The sequence below is a fragment of the Shimwellia blattae DSM 4481 = NBRC 105725 genome, assembly GCF_000262305.1.
GTDB classification, from domain to species: Bacteria; Pseudomonadota; Gammaproteobacteria; order Enterobacterales; family Enterobacteriaceae; genus Shimwellia; species Shimwellia blattae.
Map to the genome: position 1 here is coordinate 2,829,364 of NC_017910.1, position 17,888 is coordinate 2,847,251.

Genomic DNA, 17,888 nt, shown 5'->3' on the forward strand with positions numbered 1-17,888 from the left:
TAACACTATGGTCCGCCACCCGCTTGAAACCCTGGTCAGCGCAGGGGGTATATTATTACTGGCGCTGCTCTCCTGCCTGCTGCTTCCCGCCCCGGCCTTCAGCCTGCAGATGGCCCACTGGCTGATGGCAACGTTCCACCTCCAGGATCTGAACCAGCTCTATACCCTGGTCTTCTGCCTGTGGTTTCTGCTGCTTGGCGCTGTGGAATATGTTGTGATCCGTTTTATCTGGCGGCGCTGGTTCAGCACCGCACAGCCCTGAAAGAATTCCGCTGAATATCGTGTCGCGCATCGCGACACGGACAGTGATATTTTCACGCCTGATACTCCCGCCCGGAATATTCCCTGGCGACAGAATAAATAAAATACAAACAAAAAATAACAAATAAATAAAATCAAAAAATCACTTATTGACTCTACCATGAGTTTTAATCACGTAAGAAACCATCGCGGAATCGTTAATATTTACTGCCATTACAGGCGACACAACAACCTGAACCCTGGCTACTTACATACTCCATATAATAAAAACAAGTAAATATATCTCCTATATCCACCGGTATGTTTTTGATTTGTTTTTCGGTGGTTAACGAAAACAACACGCCAGAATCCGCCGCACACCACCGCCGCCACCTACCACATAACGCAATGATTTATAATCATAAAATAATGATTATTAAGTTAAAAACCAAAGAAAGCCCGCCATGCAATAGATTCCATAAACAATCACACTCATATTAAAGTGCGTTACTATTTCCACGATAATTTTAAATCACCCGATACCTATACAGATTTAAAATTATTTCTTTACATAATATTAACCATTAAATCTGATTAATTTTATTCTGTTGCTTTATGTGAGTTATGTCACGGCGGAAAGGGAACTTTATATTGATCCCGAAAAGGTTATTGGTAGTATTCAGGCATCGGATAAAAACCAGCACCGATATCATCGACAATGGCGACAATAAATAACAGCCAGTCTTAAATATCAATAACTATAAGCAGAGTGTTATTCCTGCTCTGGATTAATTACGGGTAATCGAATGAAATATAATAAATTGGCAGTGGTTGTTTCATCCCTCCTGTTAGTCTCTGCGGGCATTCATGCGGCAGAAATTTATAATAAAGACGGCAACAAACTGGACCTGTACGGTAAGGTTGATGCGCGCCATCAGTTCTCTGATGACAAGGGCGCAGACGGCGACCAGACCTACGTGCGTCTGGGTTTCCGCGGTGAAACCCAGATCAACGACCTGCTGACCGGCTATGGGCAGTGGGAATACAACATGCAGGCGAACAACACCGAAGACAGCGGCAACCAGGCCTGGACCCGTCTGGCATTCGCCGGTCTGCGCGCTGGCGACTACGGCTCTGCCGACTTTGGCCGTAACTACGGCGTTAACTACGACATCGAAGCCTGGACCGATTTACTGCCGGTCTTCGGCGGTGACTCCTACACCCGCACCGACAACTTTATGCTGGGCCGTGGCAACAGCATGGCCACCTACCGCAACAACGGTTTCTTTGGACTGGTTGACGGCCTGAACATCGCCCTGCAGTACCAGGCGAAAAACGAAGAGCGCAGTCTCAACAAAGAAAACGGCGACGGCTTTGGTGTTTCCACCACCTATGAATTCGACGGCTTCGCCATCGGTGGTTCTTATGCGAACTCCAACCGCAGCACCTTGCAGAAAAAAACCGAGAATTATGACGTGGGCGACCGTGCGGAAGCCTGGAACGTGGGTATGAAATACGACGCCAACAATATCTACCTGGCGGCCACCTACGCGGAAACCCGCAATATGACCGCCTACAGCAACGGCAACACCACCGGTACTGGCCCGACAACCAGCATCGCCAATAAAACCCAGAACATCGAAATGGTGGCTCAGTACCAGTTTGACTTCGGCCTGCGCCCGTCTGTGGCTTACCTGCAGTCCAAAGGCAAGCACCTGAACACCGCCAGGAGCAGCGAAGACCTGGTGAAATACATTGAGGTGGGCAGCAGCTACTACTTCAACAAAAACCTCGCCACCTATGTTGATTACAAAATCAACCTGCTGGACAAAAACGACCTCGGCATCAAAACTGACAACGTTGTCGGTGCCGGTATCGTTTACCAGTTCTGATGCACCCGCGTAACGGTTAACCCGGGTTCATATAGCCCCCGCTCCGGCCTTCCGGACGGGGGTTTTGCTTTAACTGCCGGTACGTACTCCCCGGTAGACGGGTTTATCACCCAGCACGGTTGCCCGGTGCATCACCCGCCGCCCCGGCAGATAGCCCGCATTAGCATAATGCTGGGTGACCCGGTTGTCCCAGATAGCCACATCCCCCGGCTGCCAGCGCCAGCGCACCTGAAACTCCGGGCGGGTAATATGGGCAAACAGAAACCCCAGCAGCGCCTCGCTCTCTTTCGGGTTTCCCCCCACAAGCCGGGTGGTAAAGCCCTCATTCACAAACAGCGCCTCCCGGCCGCTTATCGGGTGGGTACGCACCGCCGGATGCCGCACCGGAGGGTGATCGCTGACCGCCTGGCGCCAGCGCTGGTGCGCCTGCTCAGTGTGGCTAAATTTATACTCCGGGAAGGATTTTCTGACGTCATGCTCCCCCTGTAACCCGCGCAGCAGGGTTTTCAGCCCCTCAGACAGTGCCTCCCAGGCGGCAATGCCGCTGCTCCACAGGGTGTCTCCGCCGCTGTCGGGGAGCTGCCTGGCCGCCAGCAGCGCCACTGCGGGCGGCGTCTCAATAAAGGTGACATCCGTATGCCAGTTGTCGTTATCCGGCAGATTATCCTCATGGGTATCAAGGACGATAATCTCCTCCACCCCCGGGGCATGCGGGTAGAGCGGGTGAATATGCAAATCCCCGAAGCGCCGCGCCAGCGCCCGCTGTTGTTCCGGCGTAATAGCCTGGCCGCGGAAAAAAATAACCTGATGGCGCAGTAGCGCGTGATACAGCTGCTCAAACTGGTTGTCACTCAGGGCGCGGCGTAAATCCAGCCCGCTAATCAGGGCACCAATGGCCGGGCTCAGCGCCTCGATACTGATTCGTTCATTCATTGCATCTCTCCTCGCCAGGGTGTCAGACGGCGCTGTAACGCCCGCAACCCCAGCTCCAGCACAAAAGCGATTACCGCAATCACCATAATCCCGGCCAGCACCACGTCGGTGGCCAGAAACTCACCGGCAGACTGCACCATAAACCCCAGCCCGCGGGTGGCGGCGATCAGCTCAGCCGCCACCAGAGTTGACCAGCCCACCCCCAGGCCGATACGCAGCCCGGTCAGGATCTCCGGCAGCGCCCCCGGCAGAATAACCAGCCACAGGATCTGCCAGCGGCTGGCCCCCAGCGCCTGGGCCGCACGCACCCGCACCCGGTGTGCATTTTTCACACCGGACAATGTCGCCAGCGCCACCGGCGCAAAAATAGACAGGTAAATCAGTAATATTTTTGAGGTTTCACCAATACCAAACCAGATAACCATCAACGGCAGATAGGCCAGCGGCGGAACGGGCCGGTAAAGCTCAATCAGCGGATCCAGCACCCCGCGCACCGCCGGGCTAAGCCCCATCGCCAGCCCCACAGGAATACCGATAACCGCTGCCGCCAGCAGGGCTATCGCAATACGGGCAAGGCTTGCCGCCAGATGCTGCCATAAGGTGGCATCCATAAACCCCCGGGGACCGGCAATCTCCACAAATTTCACCACAACCTGCCCGGGCGGCGGCAAAAACAGCGGGCTAATAACACCGGCGGCGGTCACCAGCCACCACAGCGCTACCACCATCACCAGGGTTGCGGCGCTCAGCCACCCGCGCCCCGGCCTGCGCCAGCGGCGCACCACTGCCGCCCGCTGCGCGTGGCCTCTTTCCGGTAATACCACACTCATGCGAACGCCTCCCGCTGCTCAAAGACCCGCGCCAGCACATATTCGCGCATCGCGATAAACGCCGGATCAGACTTAATTGCCCGGCAGGGCTCACCGGCCACATAGCGCCGGCCAAAATCCAGGGTCAGCCGCTCCCGGATACTTCCCGGCCCGGCAGAGAGCAGCACCAGATCCGTTGCCATAAACAGCGCCTCTTCAATATCGTGGGTGATCAGCAGCATCTGCTGACCACTGGTATGCCACAGCCGCAGCAGCAGGGTCTGGATCTGCTCCCGGGTAAAGGCATCCAGCGCGCCGAGGGGCTCATCCAGCAGCAGCAATTGCGGATCTGCCGCCAGCGCCCGGGCAATACCGACCCGCTGGCGCTGGCCGCCGGACAATTGCCAGATAAACCGCTGCTGCGCACCGGCCAGCCCCACCTGACGGAGCATGGCGCAGGCTCTCTCCCGGCGGGTGCGCTTCTCTACCCCGGCCAGTTGCAGCCCCAGCGCCACATTGTCCTGCACGGTGCGCCAGGGCAGCAGACCGTCATGCTGAAAGACCACCCCGCGCTCTGCCCCCGGGCCGGTGACCGGCTTACCGTTCAGGGAGATAACGCCAGACTCGCAGGGAATAAACCCGGCAATCAGGTTCAGTAAGGTGGTTTTACCGCTACCGGAGGGGCCAAGCACCACCAGCAGCTCCCCACGATCCAGGGTCAGATTGATGTCTTTGAGCACCGGCTTACCGTCATACCAGGCCGAAAGCTGTGAAATCTCCAGCATCATCGCCTCCGTTTACCGGGCCGTATCCGGGATAAACCGGTCGGTAACAAACGGGCTGTAGTCTGCGGCCACATTCGCAACTTTTCCCTGGGCTTTGAGGAATGCGGCGGTGTCCGCAATCGCCTTGCTGACCGGCCCGGCAAGTTGCGCCCGCTGCTGGCTGGCATCCAGATAGGTATTGCCTTTCACCAGTTGCGCAATGTCCGCCTCCGGTACCCCGCTCAGGCGCGCCAGCTTGCGCAGATTATCCGCCCCGGAAAGCCAGCTCTCCGGGTTAGCCAGATACGCCTGCTGGGCCTCCAGGGCGCTTTGGACAAACGCCTTCACAATTTGCGGATGCTGGCGGGCGAAATCTTTACGGACCACCCAGACATCCAGGGTCGGTGCCCCCCACGCCCCCACCTGGCCGGAATCCGTCAGGACGGTGCCGCTTTTTTCCAGCTCACTGACCGCAGGTGCCCACACATAAGCACCATCAATATCGCCCCGTTGCCAGGCGGCAATGATCGCGGCGGGCTGAAGATTCACAATCTGCACCTGGTCCGGGGCGATCCCCCAGTGTTTCAGGGCCGCCAGCAGGCTGTAATGGGTGGTGGAGATAAACGGCACGGCGATGCGCTTACCGACCAGATCCTGCGGCGTGGTGATATTTTTCTTCACCACCAGCGCTTCTGAGCGGCCCAGTTGAGAGGCCAGCAAAAAAACCTCGATCGGCACCTGCTGGCTGGCGGCCACCGCCAGCGGGCTGGAGCCGATATTGCCTATCTGCACGTCGCCGGAGGCCAGCGCCCGGACAACACCTGCCCCGCTGTCAAACTTGCGCCAGTCAACCCGGGCACCGCTCAGGCGGGCAAAGGTGTTATCTGCCTGGGCAACTTTGGCCGGTTCAGCAGACGTCTGGTAGGCCACGGTAACCGTCTCGGCCCGGGCCTGGGACATGACCAGCCCCAGCAGGGCCAGCAGCGTGGTGGTGATTGCGGTGATTCTTGCCATTCGTCTTCCCCTTCTGGTTGTTATGGGGGAAGTATTCCGTGGAACCGGGGCGCCATGAAGGAATCAATCATTATGACTCATAGCCATTTGTACTTAGATAAATTACGCAAAAACAGCGCACTTTTATCGATTAGGCAGATGTTGTATCACCAGCGGCAGCCAGCTTTAGCCGCACATTATGAAATTTTAGCCCGCCCGGTTTGGGATATGATCCCCGCCTCGCCGGGTATCCCACAGCCTGCAATACCTGAGCACTGCCGCGCGCTACATCGCCGTGCGCCATATCCATTTTTTCGTTTCTGTGCCGGTGAACGGGCTATTCACCGTGAGATTCATCGCCAGGGGTAAGCCAAATATGTTGCGAATGAGCCTGTTATTTCTCTCTTTACTGACTGCCGGGTGCGTATCGCTGGATCCCGACTATCACCAGCCAGCCGCGCCGGTTCCGTCTGTCTGGCCCGGGGCACAAAATGATGCCGCCGGTAAGGCGGTACTGCGCGACTGGCAGGAAGTGGTCAACGATACGCGCCTGAAAAGCGTGGTACACACCGCCCTGACCAATAACCGGGATATTCAGAAAGCCATTGCCGATATCGACGCGGCCAGAGCCCTGTACGGCGAACAGCGCGCGGATCTCTTCCCGAGCCTGGATGCGGGACTGAGCACCACCCGCAGCCGCAGCCTGACAGCCGGGTATGCCACCAGCAGCAGCGCGGTGGGCACGGCCAGCTTTGAACTGGATCTGTTTGGCCGCAACCAGAGCCTCTCCCGGGCGGCCAAAGAGAACTGGCTTGCCAGTGAATTTACCGCCCGCAACACCCGCCTGACCCTGGTCGCGGAGATAACCACCGCCTGGATAACCATGGCTGCGGACAACAGCAATCTGGCGCTGGCAAAAGATATAATGAACAGCGCCCGGGACTCGCTGAATATCGTTAAGCGCCAGCAGTCAGTGGGGGTGGCCTCAGTGACGGATGTCAGCGAAGCCATGAGCGTTTACCAGCAGGCCCGCTCCGCCGTTGCCGGTTACCAGACCATCGTGATGCAGGATAAAAACGCCCTCGATCTGCTGGCGGGCCAGCCCCTGGCGGCCAGCGTCCTGCCCGGCACCCTCGAAAGCCTGAACGACAACACCATTGTGCTGGTCCCGGCGGGGGTCTCTTCTTCCGTGCTGCTGCGCCGCCCGGATATTCAGGAAGCGGAACACCAGCTCAAAAGCGCCAATGCCAGCATTGGCGCGGCGCGGGCAAACTTCTTCCCCAGTATCTCCCTGACCGGCACCGCCGGTTACGCCAGTGGCCCGCTGGGCCAGCTCTGGGGCCACGGAATGAATATCTGGTCGTTTACGCCGTCCATATCCCTGCCCATCTTTAATGCCGGGCGCAATGAAGCCCAGCTGCAATATGCCGAGGCAGAAAAACAGGCGCTGGTCGCCACCTATGAGAAATCCATTCAGAGCGCTTTCCGGGATGTGTCGGACGCGCTGGCCCGCCGTGCCACCCTGGATGAGCAACTGGACGCCCAGCAGCAATATGTGCAGGCAGAGCAGCAAACTCTGGATGTCGCCCAGCGCCGCTATCAGGAAGGTGTGGGGGATTATCTGACCGTGCTGACCGCCCGCCGCACCCTGTGGAGCGCCCGGCGACAGCTGATTGCCCTGCAGCAAACCAACTTTAATAACCGGGTCACCCTCTGGCAGTCTCTGGGGGGCGGCGTCGACTGACGGGCAATCCAGTTAGCGGCTTTTATACCCTGCCTGGCTGACCTGCGCACACAGGGCACGGATCCACTGGTGCGCCGGGTCACGGTGCACCCGCTCGTGCCAGGCCATACTTTTGGTAAAGCCCGGGATATCCAGCGGGGGAGCCATCACCGCCATCTGCTCCTGGCGGCAGGCCAGGCGGCGCGGCACAACCGCTATCATATCCGTGGCGCGCAGCATTTCGCTCAGTACCAGAAAGCTGTTGACCACCAGCCCCACCCGGCGGCTGCGGCCCAGGGCCGCCAGCGCTTCATCCGTGGGGCCACGAAAGCTGCCGCGCCCGGAGACCAGGATATGCTCCAGACTGCAAAACGTCTCCATGCTCAGCGGGCCGTCACCGGCGTGGGGGTGGCTGGCGCGCATCATACAAACATACTGCTCCTGATACAGGGGCTGGCTGTGTAAATCTTCCGGCGTAGTCTGGGGGGTCACCAGCGCCATATCGACCTCTCCCTGCTCCAGCTGACGCCCGAGGCGCCCGTGATCCACCGCCACCACCGCCACACGGATCCCCGGCGCCTGCTGTTTTAGCGCCGCCATCAGCGGCACCACCACAGCTTTAAGCGCATAGTCCGTTGCCGCAATGGTATAGGTTATCCGGGATTCAGACGGCTCAAAGGCCACCGGGGCCAGCAATACGGAAATATCACTCAGCACCTGTTTAACCGGCCCGGCCAGCGCCAGGGCGCGGGCGGTTGGCACCATGCCCCGCTGGGCGCGGATAAACAAAGGATCATCGAAAAAGTCCCGCAGGCGCGTCAGCATCGCGCTGACGGCAGGCTGGGTGAGCGACAGGCGCTGTGCGGCCCGGGTAACGCTGCCTTCATCCAGCAGCGCGTCGAGGGTTTTAAGCAAATTAAGATCGAGGGCTCTGATATCAGAACTCATGATAGTAACCAAAATATGAAATAAAAATGTTATATAGAATGCTAACTATCCCGGTATAGCGTGTCTATCCTTTAGCGCACAAGATGTAACATACCGGTGAATTCTGGCCCCGGTGCCCGGTATTACCCCAGCTGATAACTGCGTAAAATATACAGCCCGAACGACGTGGTAATGATGGAGCCCACCGTCGTCAGGCCAATAATATTGGCCGCCAGCACCCCGTTGCCCCCCATCGCTCTGGTCATCGCGTAACTGGCCGCCGCCGCCGGGGTACAGGAAAATAAAAACATCACCCCCAGCTCCGCCCCGCGAAACCCGCACAGCCAGCCGCCCACCGTCAGCAACAGCGGGATAATCAGCACCCGCGCCAGCGAGGAATAGAGCGCCGTGAGCGAGGCACTGAACGCGGCAGATAAATCCAGCGAGGCCCCGGCACACAGCATCGCCAGCGGCAGCGCCAGGCCAGAAATCAGATCCCCCGTCCGGGCAATGGCGTGGGGGATCTGCCAGCCGGTACTGCTCCACAACAGCGCCACCACCAGGCTGATAATCAGCGGGTTTTTCACCACCCCACGCACCACCGTAAACCCGCCCTTTACCCCGGCCCCTCCCGGGCTCAGCGAGCGGGTCAGCGAAATAACCGACAGCAGGTTAAACAGAATAACCGTGACCGCCATATATAGTGAGCCGGTGGCAATGCCCTCTTTGCCGTAAGCCATGGACGCATAGGCCAGGCCAACGATGGCCGTATTCGCCCGGAATCCCCCCTGCACAAAAATCCCCCGCTCGCGGCGGTTTTTGACCAGCAATGGCGCCACCAGCTCCAGCAATAACCAGGAGATCAGCGTGCCTGCCCCGCCATATAACGCCAGCGGCAGATTACTCGCCAGCGGCAGCGGGTGGCTGGAGATACTGAAAAAGAGCAGGCAGGGTAACGCCAGTAAAAAAACTAACCGCGAGGCCCCTTCACAAAAAGTGTCGTTTAACAGGCCGCAGCGGCGCAGCACAACCCCCAGCACCAGCAGCAATAAGTTCGGCAGTGTCACGCCCAGTACAAATATCCATGTTTCCCATACCATAACTCTGTGACCTTTATTGTTATTTACAATTCGTCTACTGCCAGCACATCCGTTTGACCAGCTTTGAGTAACATTAAACCTTAATGACAAAATCTTACCATCAGTATGATTTTATAGACCTATTACCCTGATGTAAGCGTAATTGCCTTTGCCGCCAGCCTTCTCGCTGCGCGGCATTTTTTTTGCCCGCTGTTCAGGGGGCCGGGAGCTGGCCATCTCCCGGGCCTGGCGGGGCGCATCCCTGTTTATCATCCGGCACGCGTCAGTGGCCCGCAGCGCGCTGTTGCCTGTTTACCGGTAAATATTCTATAACGGTGTATCCACCTGTTAACACTCAACGTCTTAATCCGGATACCACACATCATGAATCCATCCAGAAAAGGGATGCTCTGCGTATTACTGGCTGCCGTTTTGTGGGGCAGCTCCGGCGTATGTGCCCAGTACATTATGGATAACAATCAGGTCTCCCCGGCCTGGCTGACCATGCTACGGCTGGTGTTTTCCGGCGTAATTATCCTGACGCTGGCCTTCTTTCAGGGGGAAAGCCTGTGGCGCATCTTCGCCCGACGCCAGGATGCCTGGCGGCTGTTCGCCTTCTCCCTGTTTGGCGCACTCACCGTGCAGCTGACATTTCTGGCGGCCATTGCCCATGCCAACGCGGCCACAGCAACGGTACTGCAGTTTCTCTCGCCGACGATCATCGTGCTGTGGTTCGCCCTGGTGCGTAAACAGTTCCCCGGCGGGCGGGTGATCAGCGCCATTATCGCCTCGCTGGCGGGCACCTTTTTACTGGTTACCCACGGGGCGCTGGATTCGCTGTCCATCTCCCTGGCGGCCCTGATCTGGGGGGTTACCTCCGCCATTGCCGCCGCCTTCTACACCACCTACCCCTCCGGGCTGATTGCCCGTTACGGCACCCTGCCGGTGGTGGGCTGGAGCATGCTGATTGCCGGGCTCGCCCTGGCGCCGTTTGCCCTGTCCGGCACCCAGCACATCGCCCCTGGCGGGGGCAATCTGTTCGCTTTTTTCTATCTTATTGTCATCGGCACCGCGCTGAACTTTACCCTCTACCTGAAAGGGGCCCAGCTGATTGGCGGCCAGAAGGCCAGCATTCTGAGCTGTGCCGAGCCCCTGAGCAGCGCGCTGTTGTCCGTATTATTGTTAGGGGTCAGCTTCACGCTGCCGGACTGGCTGGGCACCTTATGTATTGTCGGCTCCGTGGTGCTGATAGCCCTCGGGAACCGGGGAAAACTGCACCGCACCCAACAATAACGTGTTACATTAATGCCACATTTAAGTAACAACAACGGAGCCCTCTCTGGAGATCCTGCGTCGCGCGATTGAACGTCAGGTGCTGAGCCTCACCGGAATGGCACTTAACCAGGTTAACTTTGAGCAGCCGCCGGGCGATCCGGGCCGCTACGGCCCGGACTCTGCTATCTGGCAAGTACACGGCGACTTCAGCTCCATGCTGTGTGGCGGGATAAGCGCCCTGCTGCTGCAAATGCTCCACCCCCTGGCCCTGGCCGGTGTCTGGGATCATTCCCGCTTCCGGGAGGATATATACGGCCGCCTGCGGCGCACCAGCCTGTTTATCTCCGCCACCACATTTGCCCCGGCCCCGGTGGCTGAGCAGCTCATCGAGCGGGTCAGGGCTATTCACTTGCAGATCAACGGCACAGACAGCGCCAGCACACCTTATGCCGCCAGCGATCCGGATCTGCTGACCTGGGTACATGTTGCCGAATGCCGTAGTTTTATGGCCGCCCACCTGCGTTACCGGCGGCGGATTGTCACCACAGAGCAGCAGGATCAGTATTACCGCGAAGCGGCACACATCGCACTGGCCCTTGGTGCCCGCCATGTTCCGGCCAGTTGCGCGGACATTGCCGACTACCTGGCGCAAATGCGCCCCCGGTTACGCTGTGATGAGCGCACCCGGGATGTCGCCCGGGTGCTGTTTCAGGCCCCGGCCCCTTCCCTGCTCGCCCGCCCGGCAGTGGCAATTATGCTGCACGGTGGTGTGGATCTCCTGCCGGACTGGGCAAGCCAGATGCTCGGGCTCACCCAGTCCGGGCTTCGCCGCCGGATGGTACGCGCCGGGGTGCACAGCCTGGCAACCGTGATCCGCGGTTGTGTCCGTAACGGCGCGTACCACTGCGCCATGCGCCGCATGGGGCGCCCCCTCTGATATCACCTACATTTACCTGAAAGGAGCCATAATGACCGTCTCTCACTCACTGACCGACACGCTGGGGATCCTGCCGCTTATCCAGGCGCCGATGGCCGGTGTCTCCACACCCGCTCTGGCTGCCGCCGTGAGTGAAGCCGGCGCACTGGGCTCCCTGGGCATTGGCGCCAGCACCCTCAGCCAGGCCCGGGAGATGATCCTGGCGACCAGAGCGCTGACCAGTAAACCTTTTAATGTCAACGTGTTCTGCCACCAGCCCGCCCGCCGCGACGCGCAGCTTGAGCAGCAGTGGCTAAACCATCTGGCACCGCTGTTTGACGAGTTTTCCGCCTCCACGCCAACACAGTTAACGGAAATTTACCCCAGTTTTCTCAGCGATCCGGCGCAGTTATCCCTGCTGCTGGAAACCCGCCCGGCGGTGGTCAGTTTTCATTTTGGCCTGCCACCGGCAGAGCAGGTGCAGGCCCTCCGGGACGCGGGAATCTACACCCTTGCTTCGGTGACCTCACTGCCGGAAGCCCTGGCCGCCGGGGAGGCAGGCGTAGACGCCCTGGTCGCCCAGGGGATTGAGGCCGGTGGTCACCGGGGAATATTTGATCCCCACGGGCCTGACGAGCAGCTCACCACCCTGGCGCTGGTCCGGCTGCTGCACCAGCACCAGTCGCGGCCGGTCATTGCCGCCGGTGGCATTATGCACGGTGACGATATTCAGCAGATGCTTAACGCCGGTGCCTGTGCGGTGCAGCTGGGCAGTGCGTTTTTACGCTGCCCGGAATCGGCCACCACCGCCAGCTGGCGGGAAAACCTCAAAAGCCCGGACACGGCACACACCCGCCTGACCCGCGTCATCTCCGGGCGCCCGGCCCGGGGAATCGTCAATCGCCTGATAACCTGGGGTGAAACCGCAGATGCCCCGCCCCCGGCGGATTACCCGCTGGCTTATGACGTGGCAAAACAGCTGAACGGGCTGGCGGGCCGCCATGGCAGCCACGCCTTTGCCGCCCAGTGGGCCGGTCAGCGGGCCTTTCTGGCCCGTGAAGCCCCGGCGGCTGATATCGTCAGCCAGCTACTGGCAGAACTGCACCAGGCCAGGGCCGCATCCTGATTCCGGAACCGGAGGGTCGGCCCTCCGGTTATTTCGCTGAATATATTGCGGTGAATCCCCCTATTTCCCGCCCCGTTTACTCTCCCCCCTAAAATAAAAAATGTTATTTTTTATTTTCCATAACGTGACCAGTTACGGCAGGCATTATCACTCACGAAAATAAATACCGGTCAGACAGCCAGCTGATGGGCTATTTTTTGTGATCTATATTCCAGTAATAGCTATAACTTGCATAAAAAAAGTAGTTTCAGTGTAATGTTTTGTCAATCAGGCTGATTACATAGACTACTGAATAGTGAGTGTTGCATTAAGGCAACCGCGCCGGTGTAACTTCAGGGATGGCGAGAATAGATAAGAAATAATAAACAATGAAATATGCACTACTGTGTTTGTGTTTTTTTCTGACTTGTTGTGATGATACCGATATTGAAGTCCAGACCATCAAATGCGGGCTGGCTATCTCTGAAGTGGGCAATGAGCAGGCAAAAAATAACTTTCTTACCCACGGTAATATACCCCATATTATGGCCGATATCTTCCTGCTGGAAGAAAAAGCAAAAGATGAACTGGGCATGTACAGCGATAACCAGCAACAGCAGCGCCAGCTGATTATTGAAGAGTATAACTCCTGGTTTTGCCGCAATATTCACGCCCAGGCGAAAATAGCACTTCCCACGCGCTCTGCTTCATAACGGTATCACGCCGCTTACCTGCAAAACTCGCGCTGGCAGCCAGCTATTGTGGCTGCCAGGCGTACTATTATCAGCGCTTATCAATATTGCGCCGCGGAACACAATAAAACACCGGCAAATCGCCATAGGTCAGCAGCCGGTTATCATATTTATCCCGATCCATTGCCAGGGTAAGAAAGCGCCCCGAGGTTGAAAAAAACGACGGTAATAATCTTCCCACCACATGTTTTTGCTGGTCAGTACCCTGTAACTGCTCAATTTGCGTGCTCTCAAGCGTCAGGCTTTCCCCGCTGTACTTATAATTAAAATGCACCTGGCGGCTAATGGCCCCCTGCTGAACGCCATCACTCACCACCCCGTTCACACTGAACATGCCCGAGCCGTGGTTAAATAAAATGGTATACCTGGCGTTAATGGATAAATTACCCTCAACAAAACGGCTTTCGCTGCTGCAATACACCGGGAAGGAGACCTGCTGCATATAAAAATAGCGCCAGACAGCCACCCCAAGCGCAAACGCGACCACACCACCTGCGATCATCAGAAGTCGTCGTTTCATACCGCAGGCCTCCGGCTAACCAGCAGAACCTGACATTGCTGCTGGCGGGACGAATAGTGCTGACAAATTAAAAATGAGGTCCGCATAACGCGCGGGTTTTGCATAACAAATATCGCGCTGTTTTCCGTGCAGCTGATCTGGTTACGCTTCATCTCCTGGAGGATAAGGTCCGGGTTATCGCTGCCTTTATAACGCACCTGGCAAAACTGCCCGGGCAGCGTTTTCCAGCTGGAAAACACATCATTCTGGCGGGTTATCAATAAACCGGTCAGCAGCGGCAACAGGAAAAGGATCATACACCAGCCAGCAAACCACACGGGCTTTAGCCGGGCAGGCTGAGGCTTTCGCGCCGCTGGTTGCCGGGGCGCCTCCTCCACTGTTATGGCCGGGGTGGCGGTCACTTCCGCAGGCTGGAGCGCCACGCTGTACTCTGCGCTGATCGTCAGGCCAATGCGTGGAATGGTGGTAATCATATTACCGACCCCCGCCGCATCCAGCACTTTTCTCAGGTGCGAAATGGTCTGGTAGAACGTGTTATTGGTAACATATGTAATTGCGCCTTCCCCCCAGGCAAACTTAATTAAGCTCTCCCGGGTTACAACATCCCCCTGATTACGTAATAAATAAACCAAACATAAACATGCAGGAGTCTGGATGCTGTGTTTTTCATCCGACGTTAATGTCTGCAGTACCCGCTGTAGCGGGTTAAATATAATACTGTTATTAATCACATAAACTTCATTATTAAATTCAATCATAATTTATCACACAGCGCTCCTGTCTGAATGAAAATCGAAAAATATCTAATATGCAGATTACCCGCCCCGCCAGCGCGACAGTATTACGACAGACATTAAAGAAAATCCATAACGCGATGCCTGCATCTCACCGCCATGCCTTTGTTCAGCGAACGGGAGAATGACTACGCTGCCACACATGCCAGAAATGATATTTCGTCAGATAATTTATTTTTGTGAAGTGCGCCGAGGAGCCAGAGTTATATACTGATGATACCACTCAGATCTTCAGCAACATCTCCATAAGTTGTGATTAATATGATCCTTAAAATGTTGGCTAATTATTAAAATAAGAGAATATCAGCCTTCATTAAACAAAAGATATACAAATAACAGAATACCTGAGACCACGCCGCTGGCACGCAATGCAAAAGATAAATTAAGGTACTACTCGTTCTTTTTTATTCTGATTCAAGAACTCCTCACTTGTCTGCATGGCAAGAGTATGCTAACCGCGCGGAAAGCTCTGTTGCGTAATTATTAAGCTCACTAAAATAAAGACACCTTTCCGGCAGGCTGATTCAGCATACTTCAGCGCCACACACCTGGAGTAAAGTAAATAATAATTTTTCTATTTTATGAACCAGGTTACTGATACACGATATCAGTGGGCCATATATAAACCACACCACAACACCCCTACGGATTTACCGGTATAATCCTGCACAACACGATCAACCCCGCAAAACAGACGGTTACTTTTGCATCATAATCAATCTTGTATTACAAGAATATTTACCATGTGGTATCAGAAGTTTGCCGGTGTTTATTCTGTCATAAGCGCCAACGTCATAACGCAGGCTCTGAGGGTAACCTGTTATTACTTATTGTTATTTAACGTCATATCTCGGGGGCCCGTCCATGACAACACCGATTGCCGTCTCGACCATGAAGGTGATTAATCAAAGAATCATCCCGTTTTTAATTATTTGCTATTTCATGGCGAATCTGGATAAAACTAATATTTCGATTGCTGCACTGCAGATGAACGCCGATCTCGGATTAACTGCCAGTATGTATGGCTTCGGGGTGGGTATTTTTTACCTCTCCTATATCATTTTTGAGATCCCCAGTAACATATTTATGGTCCGGGTGGGGCCCCGAATCTGGCTGATGCGCATTATGCTCACCTGGGGGATCATCAGCGCCGGGATGTCCCTGGTTCAGACCCCAACCCAGCTGTATATCATGCGCTTTTTACTCGGCATGGCAGAGGCTGGCTTCACCCCCTGTGTCATCTGGTATTTGTCGGTCTGGTTCCCCAAAAGCCACCGGGCCCGGGCCATGTCGCTGTTTTTTATGGGATCGGTGCTGGCCTCGGTGGTCGGGCTTCCCGCCTCGGGCGCGATTCTCAATATGCACGGTATTGCGGGCGTTCCCGGCTGGCGCTGGCTGTTTGCCATTGAAGGGATCCCGGCCATTTTGCTGGGGCTGGCCGCCTTACGCTATATCGCCAATAAGCCCGACCAGGTGACCTGGCTGAGCGGGGAGCAAAAACAGTGGCTCAGCACCACGCTCGCCAAAGATAACGCCAGCGTGGAGCTGGACGACAAGCAGCGCTGGTATACAGCCCTGACCAACAAAATCGTGATTATCCTGAGCCTGGTCTGGTTTCTTCAGGCCTTTGGCACCATCGGCATTACCCTGTTTCTGCCGCTGATCCTCCAGGGGATGAATGTGGCGCAAAGCAGCTTTACTATCGGGCTGCTCTCTTCGCTGCCTTTCGCCCTCGCCTGCCTGTTTATGTATCTCAATGGCCGCCACTCCGATATGCGCAAAGAGCGGCAATACCACCTGGGGCTGCCGCTTATCATTGCCGGGGTGTGCTTAACTGCCGCCATTTACAGTGCTAACCCCTGGGTCTCTTACGGGCTGCTGGTGTGCGCCGTGGGCTGTAATTTTGCCCTTGCGCCGGTGTTCTGGGCCGTCACGACCGAGAAGATTTCCGGGCTGGCCGCTGCCGCATCCATCGCATTTATTAACACCATTGCTAACTTTGCCGGGCTGGGCCTGCCACCGGTCTTTGGCCGCATTAAGGATATGACCGGTGATTATAACTACGGGCTGCTGATGGTGGCATTTGCCCTGCTGCTGGGCGGGATACTCGGTATCCTGGTCGCCCGCCCTGGCCCTTCCGCCGCCTCAACCACAACGCCATCCGGAGAGCAACAACATGACCAGTAAACTTCTGCAACACGGTGATCTGCCAGCAATGCTGATTCAGCAACTGGAAGACAACTGGGGACTGAGCAATACCGACACCGTCCCCCCGGAGGCCTGGGGGCCCTTTACCTGCCTGATAACCAACGGCGAAACGCGGATCGACGCCGCCCTGATGGACAAGCTCCCCGCCCTGGAGCATATCGCGGTTTTTGGCGTGGGCTATGACCAGGTTGATATTTCTGCCGCCTGCGCCCGGGATATTGCCGTCTCACACACCCCGGGCGTACTCACCGATGATGTTGCCGATATGGCCATCGGCATGATGATAGCCTGCGGCAGGCAGATTGTCGGGGCCCAGAAGTTTATTGAAGCCGGCCAGTGGCCGAACACCCGCTACCCGCTCACCCGCGGGTTCAGCGGTGCCCGGCTTGGCATCCTCGGGATGGGGCGCATAGGTGAAGCCATAGCGCTACGCGCCAGCGTTATGAATATGACCATCGGCTTTTTCGACCCGATGGCCCGGGGCACCTACGCCTGGCAGCCCTATGACACGCTGGCGGAGCTTGCCAGCCACAGCGATTTTCTGATGGTCTGCGTACCCGGCGGGGCCAGCACCCGCGGCATGGTTGACAGCGCCATCCTCGCCGCCCTGGGGCCGGAAGGTATTCTGATTAATATCTCCCGGGGGAGCGTGGTGGACGAGCCCGCCCTGATCAACGCCCTGGAGCAGGGGGTTATCGCCGGTGCCGGGCTGGATGTCTTTGCCTGTGAGCCCCACGTGCCCGCAGCACTACAGGGGTGCAATAACATTGTTCTTACCCCGCACATGGCCAGCTCCACCTGGCAAACCCGCGAAGCCATGTCCGGCCTGGTTATCGATAATGTCCGCGCCGGTCTGCTGGGCGCGCCGCTTATCACCCCGGTGCCGGAAAGCCGCCGCACACTTGTGCAGAAAGTGTCCCCGGCGGGCTGACAAGCTGCGAAGCGTGAGCTGGGTCAC

Annotated in this window: 18 protein-coding genes; 10 read left to right on the forward strand and 8 right to left on the reverse strand. The window is 56.9% G+C overall.

Annotated elements, in window-relative coordinates; all coding sequences use genetic code 11:
- Positions 1–7 precede the first annotated feature (7 nt).
- The gene (locus EBL_RS13315; protein WP_002439128.1) at positions 8–262 is read left to right on the forward strand and encodes a DUF1158 domain-containing protein; all 255 of its coding nucleotides are present in this window, start codon (positions 8–10) and stop codon (positions 260–262) included.
- Between the two features lie 784 nt (positions 263–1,046).
- Positions 1,047–2,132, forward strand: coding sequence for a porin (locus tag EBL_RS13320; protein WP_002439127.1), 1,086 nt, complete (start codon positions 1,047–1,049; stop codon positions 2,130–2,132).
- A 69-nt stretch (positions 2,133–2,201) separates the two neighbouring features.
- Here the strand turns inward: EBL_RS13320 and tauD are convergent, their stop codons facing one another.
- Genes tauD through tauA form a run of 4 tightly spaced genes read right to left on the reverse strand, consistent with a single transcriptional unit; the run spans position 2,202 to position 5,652 of the window.
- Positions 2,202–3,065: a taurine dioxygenase gene (gene tauD, locus EBL_RS13325; protein ID WP_002439125.1), complete on the reverse strand. Its 864-nt coding sequence runs from the start codon at positions 3,063–3,065 to the stop codon at positions 2,202–2,204.
- Positions 3,062–3,895: a taurine ABC transporter permease TauC gene (tauC, locus tag EBL_RS13330; RefSeq protein ID WP_002439123.1), complete on the reverse strand. Its 834-nt coding sequence runs from the start codon at positions 3,893–3,895 to the stop codon at positions 3,062–3,064. The genes tauD and tauC overlap by 4 nt, the downstream gene beginning before the upstream one ends.
- Complete coding sequence (tauB, locus tag EBL_RS13335; protein WP_002439122.1) at positions 3,892–4,659, reverse strand: taurine ABC transporter ATP-binding subunit; 768 nt, start codon at positions 4,657–4,659, stop codon at positions 3,892–3,894. The genes tauC and tauB overlap by 4 nt, the downstream gene beginning before the upstream one ends.
- 12 nt (positions 4,660–4,671) lie before the next feature.
- Positions 4,672–5,652, reverse strand: coding sequence for a taurine ABC transporter substrate-binding protein (gene tauA, locus EBL_RS13340; protein WP_002439121.1), 981 nt, complete (start codon positions 5,650–5,652; stop codon positions 4,672–4,674).
- A 54-nt stretch (positions 5,653–5,706) separates the two neighbouring features.
- On the opposite strand from tauA, the gene EBL_RS20625 reads away from it, so the two are divergent.
- The gene (locus EBL_RS20625) at positions 5,707–6,000 is read left to right on the forward strand and encodes a hypothetical protein (protein WP_126298269.1); all 294 of its coding nucleotides are present in this window, start codon (positions 5,707–5,709) and stop codon (positions 5,998–6,000) included.
- 7 nt (positions 6,001–6,007) lie between these two features.
- Complete coding sequence (locus EBL_RS13345) at positions 6,008–7,375, forward strand: efflux transporter outer membrane subunit (RefSeq protein ID WP_002439120.1); 1,368 nt, start codon at positions 6,008–6,010, stop codon at positions 7,373–7,375.
- A 12-nt stretch (positions 7,376–7,387) separates the two neighbouring features.
- Here the strand turns inward: EBL_RS13345 and EBL_RS13350 are convergent, their stop codons facing one another.
- Complete coding sequence (locus EBL_RS13350) at positions 7,388–8,302, reverse strand: LysR family transcriptional regulator (protein ID WP_002439119.1); 915 nt, start codon at positions 8,300–8,302, stop codon at positions 7,388–7,390.
- Between the two features lie 122 nt (positions 8,303–8,424).
- The gene (locus tag EBL_RS13355) at positions 8,425–9,381 is read right to left on the reverse strand and encodes an AEC family transporter (protein ID WP_002439118.1); all 957 of its coding nucleotides are present in this window, start codon (positions 9,379–9,381) and stop codon (positions 8,425–8,427) included.
- A 363-nt stretch (positions 9,382–9,744) separates the two neighbouring features.
- Between EBL_RS13355 and EBL_RS13360 the strand changes: the two genes are divergently transcribed.
- From EBL_RS13360 to EBL_RS13375, 4 genes are all read left to right on the forward strand, one after another.
- The gene (locus EBL_RS13360; RefSeq protein WP_002439116.1) at positions 9,745–10,653 is read left to right on the forward strand and encodes an EamA family transporter; all 909 of its coding nucleotides are present in this window, start codon (positions 9,745–9,747) and stop codon (positions 10,651–10,653) included.
- Between the two features lie 97 nt (positions 10,654–10,750).
- Complete coding sequence (locus EBL_RS13365) at positions 10,751–11,572, forward strand: oxygenase MpaB family protein (RefSeq protein ID WP_373278345.1); 822 nt, start codon at positions 10,751–10,753, stop codon at positions 11,570–11,572.
- 31 nt (positions 11,573–11,603) lie between these two features.
- Positions 11,604–12,677 (forward strand): NAD(P)H-dependent flavin oxidoreductase, encoded by a 1,074-nt coding sequence (locus EBL_RS13370; RefSeq protein WP_002439112.1) that lies wholly within the window; start codon positions 11,604–11,606, stop codon positions 12,675–12,677.
- A gap of 368 nt (positions 12,678–13,045) precedes the next feature.
- The gene (locus tag EBL_RS13375; protein ID WP_002439111.1) at positions 13,046–13,369 is read left to right on the forward strand and encodes a hypothetical protein; all 324 of its coding nucleotides are present in this window, start codon (positions 13,046–13,048) and stop codon (positions 13,367–13,369) included.
- Positions 13,370–13,439: 70 nt separating this feature from the next.
- On the opposite strand, the gene EBL_RS13380 is transcribed toward EBL_RS13375, so the two are convergent.
- A complete protein-coding gene (locus EBL_RS13380) occupies positions 13,440–13,928 on the reverse strand; it encodes a hypothetical protein (RefSeq protein WP_002439109.1) in 489 nt (162 codons plus the stop codon).
- Entirely contained in the window at positions 13,925–14,560 is a 636-nt protein-coding gene (locus EBL_RS13385) for a winged helix-turn-helix domain-containing protein (protein ID WP_162138166.1), read from the reverse strand. The genes EBL_RS13380 and EBL_RS13385 overlap by 4 nt, the downstream gene beginning before the upstream one ends.
- Positions 14,561–15,586: 1,026 nt before the next feature.
- On the opposite strand from EBL_RS13385, the gene EBL_RS13390 reads away from it, so the two are divergent.
- A complete protein-coding gene (locus EBL_RS13390; protein WP_002439106.1) occupies positions 15,587–16,909 on the forward strand; it encodes an MFS transporter in 1,323 nt (440 codons plus the stop codon).
- Entirely contained in the window at positions 16,899–17,861 is a 963-nt protein-coding gene (locus EBL_RS13395; RefSeq protein WP_002439104.1) for a 2-hydroxyacid dehydrogenase, read from the forward strand. Before EBL_RS13390 ends, EBL_RS13395 begins: the two co-directional genes overlap by 11 nt.
- Positions 17,862–17,888 lie beyond the last annotated feature (27 nt).